This is a genomic window from Bacteroides sp. D22 (assembly GCF_000163675.1).
Taxonomy (GTDB): domain Bacteria; phylum Bacteroidota; class Bacteroidia; order Bacteroidales; family Bacteroidaceae; genus Bacteroides; species Bacteroides xylanisolvens.
This window is the reverse complement of sequence record NZ_GG774816.1, coordinates 23,475-36,244: the sequence shown is the minus strand read 5'-3', so window position 1 is coordinate 36,244 and position 12,770 is coordinate 23,475. Positions and strand designations below refer to the sequence as shown.

At 42.2% G+C, this 12,770-nt stretch carries 6 protein-coding genes and 1 pseudogene; 3 read left to right on the top strand and 4 right to left on the bottom strand.

Translation table 11 applies throughout. The annotated features are described in order from the left end of the window. Positions 1 to 124 precede the first annotated feature (124 nt). Positions 125 to 1,558 (top strand): sialate O-acetylesterase, encoded by a 1,434-nt coding sequence (locus HMPREF0106_RS06240; RefSeq protein ID WP_009040673.1) that lies wholly within the window; start codon positions 125 to 127, stop codon positions 1,556 to 1,558. A gap of 35 nt (positions 1,559 to 1,593) precedes the next feature. Beyond that, positions 1,594 to 5,604 (top strand): hybrid sensor histidine kinase/response regulator transcription factor, encoded by a 4,011-nt coding sequence (locus HMPREF0106_RS06245; protein ID WP_009040672.1) that lies wholly within the window; start codon positions 1,594 to 1,596, stop codon positions 5,602 to 5,604. On the opposite strand, the gene HMPREF0106_RS06250 is transcribed toward HMPREF0106_RS06245, so the two are convergent. Beyond that, positions 5,544 to 6,821 (bottom strand): ATP-binding protein, encoded by a 1,278-nt coding sequence (locus HMPREF0106_RS06250; protein ID WP_009040671.1) that lies wholly within the window; start codon positions 6,819 to 6,821, stop codon positions 5,544 to 5,546. The two genes, HMPREF0106_RS06245 and HMPREF0106_RS06250, sit on opposite strands and share 61 nt — an antisense overlap. A 176-nt stretch (positions 6,822 to 6,997) precedes the next feature. Between HMPREF0106_RS06250 and HMPREF0106_RS28455 the strand changes: the two are divergent. After that, a pseudogene (locus tag HMPREF0106_RS28455) lies at positions 6,998 to 7,177 on the top strand (helix-turn-helix domain-containing protein); the annotation flags it as partial. A 210-nt stretch (positions 7,178 to 7,387) separates the two neighbouring features. Here HMPREF0106_RS28455 and HMPREF0106_RS06255 read toward each other — a convergent pair. The 3 genes from HMPREF0106_RS06255 to HMPREF0106_RS06265 all read right to left on the bottom strand — a co-directional run bounded on the left by HMPREF0106_RS06255 (position 7,388) and on the right by HMPREF0106_RS06265 (position 12,762). Further along, positions 7,388 to 8,161, bottom strand: coding sequence for a radical SAM protein (locus HMPREF0106_RS06255; protein WP_004298756.1), 774 nt, complete (start codon positions 8,159 to 8,161; stop codon positions 7,388 to 7,390). Positions 8,162 to 8,276: 115 nt separating this feature from the next. Then, positions 8,277 to 10,388 (bottom strand): DUF5117 domain-containing protein, encoded by a 2,112-nt coding sequence (locus HMPREF0106_RS06260; RefSeq protein ID WP_004298753.1) that lies wholly within the window; start codon positions 10,386 to 10,388, stop codon positions 8,277 to 8,279. 25 nt (positions 10,389 to 10,413) lie between these two features. Beyond that, the gene (locus tag HMPREF0106_RS06265; protein ID WP_009040670.1) at positions 10,414 to 12,762 is read right to left on the bottom strand and encodes a zinc-dependent metalloprotease; all 2,349 of its coding nucleotides are present in this window, start codon (positions 12,760 to 12,762) and stop codon (positions 10,414 to 10,416) included. Between the last annotated feature and the right edge of the window lie 8 nt (positions 12,763 to 12,770).

The window sequence follows — 12,770 nt, the reverse complement described above, 5'->3', positions numbered from 1 at the left end:
TCTTTTAAGAATTCGACTAGTTTTTATCAGAAAATGACTAGATAATTTTATTCCATATTTAAAAATAGGTTGTATTTTTGCCCGATACCTAATAACTATTCGTCGAATATCTAATAAAAACAGTATGAAAAAACATTTTCTACTTCTTATTTTATCACTTTTATTCCTGCCGATTGCACAAGGCAAAGTAAAACTTCCTGCAATGATGGGAGATCACATGGTACTTCAACAGAACAGCTCCGTTAAGTTATGGGGTTGGGCGGACGGCAAAAAAGTAACTGTCACCACTTCGTGGAACAACCGGACTTATCAGGCATCTACGGATAAAGACGGGGCCTGGCTGGTAAAAGTAGACACTCCCGAAGGAGGATATACTCCTTATTCTATTACGATCAGTGACGGCACTCCGGTCACTCTCTCGGATATACTGATAGGGGAGGTGTGGATCTGCTCCGGACAGTCGAACATGGAAATGCGTATGATGGGAAATGCAGCACAACCCATTGACCACTCACTTGAAACGCTGCTGAACTCGGGAAATTATCGCGACCGTATTCGTTTTATTACCGTACCGAGAACCAATGATACAGAACGCCGCACGGATTTCGAGAAAAGAAAATGGGAAGTATCGTCACCCGAAACGAGCATTGATTGCAGTGCCGCCGCCTATTTCTTTGCCCGCCAACTGACTGAAAGTCTCCATCTCCCGGTAGGACTGGTTATCAACAGTTGGGGAGGTTCGGCGATTGAAGCATGGATGGATGAACCGACATTGAAAACCGTGGAAGGTATGAACATTGAAGCTGCCAAAAATCCTAAAAGAGGGGTGCACCAGCGTTTGGAATGTCTGTACAACTCGATGTTATGGCCTGTTAAGAACTTCACGGCACGCGGTTTCCTTTGGTATCAGGGAGAATCGAATATATCCAACTATCAATTCTATGCTCCGATGATGACTGCTATGGTGCAGCTATGGAGAAATGTATGGGAGGCTCCCGATATGCCTTTCTATTATGTGCAGATTGCTCCTCATAAATATAAGGACAGCCGTGATACAGGGGCCGCTCTATTGCGGGAAGCACAGATGGAAGCACTGAAAACAATTCCTAATTCGGGCATGGTGCCTACTACGGATATTGGTGATGAATTCTGTATCCATCCGCCACAGAAGGATGTAGTAGGGCTTCGGTTGGCTACGCTTGCACTGACTAAAACATACGGTATTCGCCGATTGCCATCCAACGGTCCGACGATGACCAAAGTGGACTATGCGGACAAAAAGGCCATAGTGACATTTGATAATGCACCTGCGGGGTTGTTCCCTACTTTCTCCGAACTGGAAGGATTTGAGATTGCGGGAGCGGACAAGAAGTTCTATCCGGCGAAAGCAAAGATTGTAGGACGTACCAACACAGTAGAAGTGTGGAGTGAAGAGGTAGCCCAACCGATTGCCGTGCGCTATGCTTTCCGTAATTATGTGGGAAATATCACGCTGCGGAATACTTTCGGATTGAGTGCTTTCCCATTCCGCACAGATACGTGGGATGATGTGAAATAAAGGCTTCTACAAAGGAGATACAAAGAAAGGAAATTATGAAACGATCCATCTTATCTATATGTATACTGCTAGCATCGGTTTCCCTGGTCTTCGCCAATATCTACAAGAAATATGACGTTAGATCGGGGTTATCGGGCAATTGTGTCCGAAGCATCCTTCAGGATAGCATCGGATATATGTGGTTTGCAACACAGGATGGATTGAATCGTTTCAACGGTATCGAGTTCACCAACTACGGACATTCGTCAGAAAACGGTGGAAACAGTTATATGAATATAGTAACGATCTGCCGCCATCAGGATAACAATCAGATTTGGGTGGCCAGTACGGAAAAACTGTATTTATTCGATTCGCGGGAGGAGAAATTCTCCGTATTCGATACACAGACGGAAGACGGAGTGACAGTCAACAGTGTCTTCGGAATGGCATACGACAATGACAGGCAGTTATGGATCGGAACAACCAACGGACTGTTTGTCTACAACGAGAAAAAAGGTACGTTGAAGCAGTATCTACATTCTCTTTCCGATCCCCATTCATTGCCGGACAATCACGTGTGGGTGATCTACAACGACTCGTTCGGAACTATCTGGATAGGTACCCGGAATGGTTTGGCGAAATACAACCAACGCACGGACAACTTCACAGGGTATATATCCGAGGACACTTCTTTCGGACGTCCTGCCTGCAACGAGATTATCTCTTTGATGGAAAGTTCGCAGGGAGTATTATGGGCGGGCACATGGTACGGAGGACTGGCACGGTTCAATAAGGAAACGGGACAATTCCGCTATTATTTCGGAGAAGGGGACACGCTTACCATTCCACGCATCCGCACCTTGTTTCAACGGACGGCCAACTCTTTCTATCTCGGCTCCGACGACGGACTTTATACATTCAACACCACGACAGGAGAATGTCTGCCTACCGACGACGAACAAAATAAAGAAAGTATCTATGCCTGTTATCAAGATAGGGAGGGGGGAATTTGGATCGGGACTTATTTCAGTGGAGTGAGTTACCTGTCTCCCAAGCATAAGGATATCGAGTGGTATTATCCCAATGGTACGGAAAATTCTCTTTCGGGAAATGTAATCAGCCAATTCTGCGAAGATCCCAACGGCAACATTTGGATTGCCACCGAAGACGGGGGACTGAACCTCTTTGATCCCCGCACGAAGAAGTTTAAAAACCATCTGTTGAGAAGCAATAACCCTAATATCGGTTATCACAATATCCATGCACTGTTGTACAATGAAGGGAAATTGTGGATTGGCAGTTTCTCCCGTGGATTATATATCCTGGATATTCAAACGGGAAAAATGAAAAACTATCGCCATAACCGCGCAAACCCACATTCAATTCCTAACGATCATATCTACTCCATTTATCAAACGAAGGATGGCAGCATTTATCTGGGAACGCTTTCCGGATTCTGCCGGTATGACCCGGAAAGTGACTCTTTCCGGACATTGGAACCTTTAAGCCATATCTTTATCTACGATATGGTTGAAGACCAACATGGGGACATGTGGCTGGCAAGCAAAAGGGACGGCATTTGGCGTTACAACCGCCAAACCGGTAAATTGCACAACTATCGCAACGACCCAGTAAATCCTGATTCTCCTTGTAGCAACTGGGTAATCCGTGTGTATATCGATCATAAGCAGCATCTATGGTTCTGTACCGAAGGCGGTGGTATCTGCCGTTATCACTATCAGGAGGACCGTTTTGAAAACTTCTCTACCAAAGAGAATCTGCCAAACAATATCATCTATGGCATACTGGACGACCAATCGGGTAACTATTGGCTTTCTTCCAATAGGGGACTGATCCGGTATGAGCCGCAGAACAAACGGGCACAGCTCTATACCATCGAGGACGGATTACAAAGCAACCAGTTCAATTTCCGCTCTTCCCTGCAAGCCAGTGACGGGAAATTCTATTTCGGTGGAGTGAACGGGTTCAATAGTTTCTATCCGTTCAAATTATCGATTAATAAGGTAAGACCTACGGCGTCTATCTCGGCGGTATATATGCACAGCCCCGACGACAAAGTAAGCCTTAGCAAGCGTATACCTGCTCTTAGCGGACAAGTAACGATTCCTTATCAGGTAGTATCGTTCGACATCGCATTCGAAAGTCTTAGTTATGTGGCTCCCAGCAAGAATTTATATGCCTACAAACTGGACGGTATTCACAAAGAATGGATATATACGGATAAACATAACGTATCTTTTCTCAACCTGCCTCCAGGTGAATATACTTTCCGTGTGAAAGCCAGTAACAACGATGAATATTGGAGCAATGACGACTGTTGCCTGCATATTGAAATTCTTCCTCCACCCTGGAAGACCATTTATGCCAAGATTTTCTATTTACTAATAGCGTGTGGCCTCGCATATTTCCTGATACAGCTTTATTTGCGTAAACAGCAGGCTGTGAAAGCAAGAAAGATGAAAGAGATGGAACAAATCAAGAATCAGGAATTGTTCCAGTCGAAAATTACATTCTTCACCCAAGTGGCACATGAAATCAAGACTCCGGTTAGTCTTATCAAAGCTCCGCTGGAAGCGATTTTGGAAACACATGAATGGAACAGTGAAGTGGAAAGCAACCTGTCTGTGATACAAAAGAATACCAACCGGCTGATGGAGCTTATCAAACAATTGCTCGACTTCCGAAAAGTGGACAAGGAAGGTTATACGCTTTCATTCCATGAAGTGGATATCAACCGGATGATAGAGGACATCATCGACCGTTTCCGTGCCATCTCCCTGACCGGAATCTCTTTCAGTGTCTCCCTGCCGAAAGAACATCTGCAATATAATGTAGACCAGGAGGCGCTGACTAAAATTGTCAGCAACCTGCTGACGAATGCCATGAAATATGCCCGCACCCGCATTATGGTGATTTTGGACGAACATCTGTCTGCAGAAGGGCGTACGCTCTCCTTGTGTGTACGCGACGACGGTCCGGGTATTCCGCAAGAGGAATGCAGCAAGGTTTTCGAACCGTTTTATCAAGTGGGAAACACAGGAAACAACGGTTCGGGAGTAGGAATCGGATTGAGTCTCGTCAAATTGTTGGTGGAAAAGCATAAAGGAAAGGTTTATATCAATCCCAGCTATACGGAAGGGTGCGAGGTATGTGTGGAAATTCCGTATTTGGAGAAAAGCATCTCTGTCAGCCCCTCCATTACTTCCATGCCCGACAAGGTTCCCGCTTTGGAAGAAGAAGGCGAACCCGCCGGTTACTCTCTTCTGGTAGTGGAAGACACGACGGATATGCTGGAGTTTCTGGCTAAGAATCTGGGAAATACCTATACCATCCATACAGCCGCCAATGGCAAGGAAGCCTTGGAATGTCTGGAGACAACAACAGTAGATCTTATTATCAGCGACATCGTCATGCCTCACATGGACGGATTCGAATTATTAAAGTCCATCCGTTCCGACAATATGCTTTGCCATATCCCGTTTATCCTGCTTTCGGCACTCGACAGCATCGATTCAAAAATTGCGGGTCTTGACTATGGCGCGGACGCTTATATAGAAAAGCCTTTCTCGCTAAGTCACATGAAAGCCACCATCAATAATCTGCTGGAAAACCGGCGCATGCTGTTCAACCACTTTACAACTGTTCCGAATATGTCATACGACCAGACATTAATGAACAAAACAGACGTGAAATGGCTGAACACGATCAATGAAATCATTACCCGCAATTTCACCAATGAAGAATTTACCATCGATAAGATGGCAGAGGAGATGGCTATCAGCCGTTCCAACTTACAGCGCAAATTGAAAGGGCTGACCGGAATGCCACCCAATGATTATATCCGGTTGATACGGCTCAAAACAGCCGGAGAACTGCTGCGTGAAGGAGAATACCGGATCAATGAGGTTTGTTTCATTGTAGGATTCAATAATCCTTCGTACTTTGCCCGTTGCTTTCAGAAGCAGTTCGGGATATTGCCGAAAGATTATGTGAAAGGTGGTGACATAACCCATTCCCAAAAGGGAACAACTTCAATATCCCCATAAGTTTCCTTCTGGTTGTAAGTAAGCAGGGTCTTCTTTTCGAGCATCACATTTTCCAGTTCGAATCCGTACAGTTCACGTTTCAGGTTCATGTCATTCAGTTCATAGCAAACCTGAAAGCCATAAGCTTTCCCGTTTTTATACGCCAAAAAATCACATTCCGTCTTACTATTGTCGAATGAAATATTCATATACCCTTTATTTCTCAGCTCATTATAAACAAGATTCTCCAAGGCACTACCACTTTGCGGAGAATAACGAAAGACATTGGCTGAAACCAAGCCATTGTCAATGAAATAACACTTATGCTGGGAACGGGAAGTCTCTTTCAAAGAATAAGAAAAGTTACGTACATCGACGCAAATATAACTGTCACACAAAAAGTTGAGATAGGACGCAACTGTATTTTCATTGCTTTTCAGTGCCTTACCCACAGCCGGTATAGAAAAACGACTCCCCATATTCTGCATCAAGTAACTGACCAGACGAAAGAACAAATGGGTGTCACGTATGCCACTATAAACGATGCAATCCTTCTGCACAATGGATTCGAAATAGCTTTTCAATAATTCCTGTTTGATGTCCTCATCAGCATCACCCAATACGATTTCAGGAAAACAACCTGTAGAAAGGACATTGTCCATGATACGCAGAACTTTCGGTGTTTGGGTATAACAATCAAGCAAAGTCGTTATTCCTTGCGAACGAAAAACTTCCCGAACAGAAAACGGACGCACTTCATTCTCGAAATAACGACCGGACAACAAGGCGGAAAAACGGTTCTGTAACAATTGCGAGTTAGACCCCGTAATATATATCTTTTCAAATATCTCAGTGTCATAAGCACTCTTTATGAATATCTCCCAATCACATAAATGTTGTACTTCATCCAAAAACAGGAATTTCACTTTCTCTCCCGTCAGACGTTCTGCATTTTCAATCACGCCGAATAATTTGGAGGAATCATCCCAAAATGGAATGAACTGCGGATCATCCAAATTAAGTACAAGAATCGACTTACCGCTCACTCCTGATTGCAACAGGTCATTAATTAATAGTTTGAAGACAGTAGATTTGCCACAACGACGTACACCGGTCAGTATCTGAACATGACGCATCGTTTTCTTTTTCAAAAGATTGTCCATGATGTCTCTCGGACACAAGTGATCAAACATTTTGCCATTCCATTGGGCATTCTGGCGTATCAGGGTCTTTTCCATACCAAAATCAGTTTTTTAATAACCTTCAATTCATGCAAATATAAGAACTTTATTTTGTTTACCTAATTATGTTTCCTGTAAATAATCATTTTACCGAAACATAGTTAGGTAAACAAGTCCTTTAATCTGAAAAGAGTGTTCTTTATAAAGAACGTTTTGCAGATAACACTTGGCGTAAATACCGGATCAATGAGGTTTGTTTCATTGTAGGATTCAATAATCCTTCGTACTTTGCCCGTTGCTTTCAGAAGCAGTTCGGGATATTGCCGAAAGATTATGTGAAGAAAGGAAACATTATCAGGGAAGTACACATTCTCAAGCATTCTCACTGCGATGAGAAAAAATACTCATTATAATGAGAAAAAACTCTCACTGCAATGAGAATTTTTTCTCATCGCAGTGAGAATATACCCTTGTCAGAATAGGCTGAAACAGCTCATGAAGCCAATAAAAAGGCGAGCAATAGAATAGGAAGTATAAAACTTCTGAATTCTATTAGTTCGCCCTCTTATATTAATTTTCTTACGTATTATCAAGAAGAAATATATCCCTGTTTAAATTATATTTTAATAAGAAGCTGTTGCCGGAATACCTTCCTTTTCCAATAAAGCCACAATACGGTCTAACTCTTCATGCGTAGCCTTTTGCAAATCGTGGTCGGGAGTCTCCCGGTCAATCGTATATATCATCACTTGACGGGGAGCGATTTCTTTCACTGCTTCTATCCAGGGGAGCACATACTTGTCGGATGTATTATCCATGTCTTTTCCCTGATAACCTCCTTTCAGAAACATCGTCTGTACGATGCAGTTTCCTTTGAACTCTTTCATTCTTTCGATGATCTTCTTAACAGAATATTTTCCGTTAGGACGGTCCAACAGATGAATGTATTCTTCATCCACCGTATCCAGTTTCAGGATATTATTATCTATCTTGTTCAGTGCTTCGAATACAGCAGGGCGATCAATAAATGTAGAGTTACTCAATACGCTTACTTTCGCTTTTGGGAAATACTTGTCGCGAAGCGCAAGTGTATCTTCTATGATTTCCGGGAAATGGGGATGCGCAGTCGGTTCACCGTTTCCGGCAAATGTCAGTACATCGGGAGCAGGGCCGTTTGCCTGCATGTCTTTCAGTTTCTCTTCGAGAGCCGTGCGGACTTCTTCACGGGTAGGAAGAAGTTTCTTCGTACGATGTTCGGCATTGAAACCACACTCACAATAAATGCAGTCGAATGAACAAACCTTACCGTCGTCCGGCAATAAATTGATTCCCAAAGAAACGCCCAAACGGCGGGAATGAATAGGGCCGAAGATGGGTGAAGGAAAAATAATAGTCATCTTATTCTAATTATTTATTCATAAATCATAGCAAAGATAACCCAAAACTTATAGGTTATTCTATCTGTACGACCATTTTTTCATCATCCCAAACAAATTATTACTCTAACGCCACTCAAGAAACCACACGGAAATATTGATCCATTCTTCTCAAAAGCAGAATATACATATCACGTACTTCCCTTTGGGAATGTGTCGTGCTAAGCTCCTCCAGTCTATCGTGCAGACTATGCAATTCGTTCGTTAAACGTTTCTTTATACTATTATGTTCAGTAGCTTCCTGCATAATATCCAGCCACGCTTCCAAACATATCAGCTGAATATCCATCTGTTCATAACTAACGGCAGACTGCGGATCAAAACCATTAAACAATCCTTTATAAAGATCCCGGAAAAAATCAATATCGTCATACCCCTTCCGGTCACTCTGCAACGCCTGCAATCGAAGAGCTGAAATTGTCTTTACACTCAACAATTGTTTGAACAACTTCGCCAGTTCCGGATACAGAAGATTGTTTCTTGTTTCCAACAAATTCTCTTTTACATAGGTACATTCCATCTTTTTAACAGAATGAAATAAATAGTTGTCCAAATCAAGCATTGCCTGACGCTGCGCATCTGCCGGTTGAGAACTACCCACCACCTTTGCTATTTCCATCAGATAACTCCCATACAGACGAATAGCCTTTCTGTATATATCAGTGAGCGAACTCCCTTTATCGTATTTCTTCCCCTTATACACAATCTTGTCCAACCGACTCACTACAGTCTGTAAATCCGATATTTTGACCGTATAATCTTCTGGAAATGAAGAATTAGAATTCTCCTTCCCTGATGGTTGGAATAAACGAATGTGATCTGGTAAATTATGCTCTATCCATTGGCGGAGCTTCTCCCGTTCATCATAACAATTTTGGTCTCCTTTGAAAGGATGATAACCAAAATAAATAGTACGGCAATCATCATCTCCAACTTTTAAAGTCTTTCCACACGAACTTTTCGATAAACTTCTGCGCAAACCTAAAAGATATCCAATTTCTTCCGTTATTTCATTTTGCAACAATTCTTTTTCCACTTCTTTAGAATAACGGTCAGCCAGAATACGCGAATCCGAGGCACCGCAACTTAACAGATAGTCGTCTAATTTTCCTTTTAGGAATCCATGTCCGATATTCAGACGACATGAAAGTATTTCTCCGGTACGAGGATGACAGATAAAGTCACTTTTGATCCCCGGTATTCTTAAATCATAAGATATAAAAGCACGTTGTTCCGCCGGAATTATCTTTCGGTCTGCATACCTTACTTGTAAAGCATCATGAATACCTGCTTTATGGAAGGCGGTATTCCATGCTTCCACTCCTTCCTTTACTGCCTGGAAATATTCCTTCGGAAAAAGGGTATCTACATAGAAAGTAAGCGGTTGTGACATATCCCAACGAAGAATCAATGAATCTTCTACCATACAATAAGGATTTTGCGAGTAATCTTTGAAACTCAATGTCCGGTAGGGTATTCTGTAATCTGCCAGGCGGATCTGATCTTTTTTCAGAGGTAGCAAGCGTACTGCACAAGTGACTTCCAAAGGCATACTACCTTCAGGCAATAGAACGGCAGAACTGGACAGCATATATCTTTCCGCTTCAACTCCATGATAGCGCCTGACCGTAAACGACACACCTTCCTTAAAAGGATGTATTTTCATTATTTCCGACAGTTCCGGAACCAAGGAACGAATAAAACTATCATTATAGCTGAACCAGTCATCGCCAGTCATCAGATACTCTGTTATCCGAATAATAGCTCCCTGCTCTTTTGAATAGGCCACCACTGAATAACTTTTACCGGCAGGTTGCATATTTGACAACGAGAAAGATTGGTGATATGTGCTTTTTTCATCTAAAATACGCTCTGTATAAAACGGTTTTTGAAAGCAAATTGTAGCTTTATCCGGAGATATAATACGCACTACTCCCAGTCCGTCAACCGGACGATTCAACAAATCAAACCCTCGGTCTATCTGTCCACTGACTTCAATTTCCCGCCCGATATATTTTTCGGGTATTTCCAAATAGATTTCTTTTTCCGCTACATACACAGGAAACACACCGTCGATCTTATCCATCCCGGCAACAAAAAACTCGTCAAATGACTTGACGGAATCCTGTGCCTGAAGCAAAGCTGTGACACACAACAATATACCAATCACATATCTTCTTCTCTTCATGAATTTCTTTATTTACTTTTCATCATTAAAACAAAATACTATCTACAAGAAACATTGCCCGTTTTTTGGCAACCGGATCCGTAATCTTATGGCTATAATCAAGACTTTCCTCCTTTATTCTATTCAAAGCCTGCATAATGGAAACCAATAATCTCGACGAAGTTATCTTTTCTGATCTATCCAACAATTTAACAAGTTTACTCACATAAAGCAGCTGCACTTTATACTTAGCGTCACTTACAGGAATATTGTCAGCCCATTCGGCAAATAATTCTTTATGTATGCTTTCCAAAAACTCATCTACAGACAACATATCCTCACAAACATTCTCCGTTCTTTCCACTTCCCGGAGGGAACGAATCATTTCCGACATCAGCTCTTCATAAAAGCGATCGAACTCCCGACTACCGTTTATTTCTAACTTAGCGGTAAGTTTTTCATCAAACATCCACACAGGCGGTTGTAATATATAAGCCTGTATAAAGCTCATAACCTTCTTATTGTAATCGGCTTTTTCGGGTATGTAAATATTCTCATCATCCGGCTCAGCAAGACGTTTCCCGCCCAAATGAGACAAAACGTGCTGTACCCACTGTTTATAATGCTCCAATACCGCTTCATAACGCCCCTGTAATACACGCAAAGACGTTTTATCCGTCACATTCCAGACATCCGGATGTTCACACAAATATTTCAAGTTCTCTATTCCCTGTGTATTAACCATAACATGGTCATTACCCAAATCTTCTGCCTGAGCCCTTACATCCATTCTGCCCGAAAAATGTAATGAGGGATCTTTCTGTTTTTCCTGATTCCAAAGGCTCCTGTTCTTTTCTCTTTCAGAAGCATCTTTACCCGGAAATATACGATAGCCCCATTCAATAGCCCACTTATCATATTCACCGACACGTACCCTCCTGTTTCTCAAATCAACTTTATCTTGAGGACGCAAAGCATAATTACACCTCACATAATCCATAATGGAACTACCAATACTATATTGACTTAAAAAGTCATTATCACGTAATTGATCGATGGAGTAATGAGAACTACCCAGAAAGTTATGTTCCAATCCTAATGTATGACCCACTTCATGTGTCAGCACTTGTTTTATCTGTTCGTATTGCAAAGAGTCCGGCAGCTCTATATTCCATGCCTGCGGATCATTCGCTCCACATTGAGCAAAATACCATTTCTGTTCCAAATTCAAGACACTGCAAAAAATACCGATGTGGCAAGCAATAATCTCACCGGACCGGGGTTCGCATGGAGTCGGTCCATAAGCGTTATTTTGTCCTGATATCTTCCATGAGATGAACGGATAAGTACTGTCATAAATACTAAAATCAGGATTTTCCTCAACGGTAGGAGCCAGCCGCGCATCAATGGCGTTCTTAAATCCAGCTTTCTCGAAAGCCGGACGCCAGTCACGCACCGCTTCAATGATACAGTCGATGTACTTTTCCGGTGTATTACGATCTATATAAAAAATAATAGGTTGTATGGGTTCTACCAGTTCCCCCCTCATGTATCTTTCTTCATCTTCCGCCCTTATTTCCAGCCGCCATCGTTTGACAACAGATTTCCGAATAGCAGGCTGATTCCCTTGAAAACACTCCTTGCTGATAGAAAAATAAGCTCCGGTATTTGCAGCAACTGCCTCCAACGGTCTTTTTGACAGTAATTTTATGCAGATACCTGTATCCCAGTCTCCAATATAAGGAGGTGCAACAGGCTTACCTGGTATTTTCATTGACGAACTTCGATAAGCTCGTGATGCGTGTATCAACAAGCGGTTGTCATATCCTTTAATTTCCTTAATATAATCTTTCTCTCTTAAACGCGTACCTATCAATAAATCAAAAGATACAATATCAAGAGTAAACAAAGGAAAATCTTTTAATACTTCACCAATCTCTATCAAGCTGCTTCCCTGATTCCTAGCTTTAATCGGTAATATCTTATAAAGCCTTTCGTTCCCACGTTGGGCGGCGATTTTTGCATACGTTCCTTCAGGATTTTCTATCACCCTCTCATATTGTGGATCCATCATCCACAACTCGTCACCCTGTTTACGGAAACTGAAAAATACCGGACCTATCATGTCACCCGCATATCCGAATTTCTTTTCCATATCCCGGTCCGGACGGGCAGGAGCTGTCAGGATAGTTGTCGTTACGGCAAACTCACGTTCAATCAATGAATCCGGGATTTCCCAATAGATATGTTTATCACTTCGGTAGGTAGTAAACATACCGGGAATAACTTCCACTGGTGCTTCTTCTTTAATAAAAGTTGTAATACTTTGCTGTTGCCCGTACAGACAAGTACAGACAACAGCAAGAAATACTGCACCGATAATTCCTTTTAGCATAAAGACCG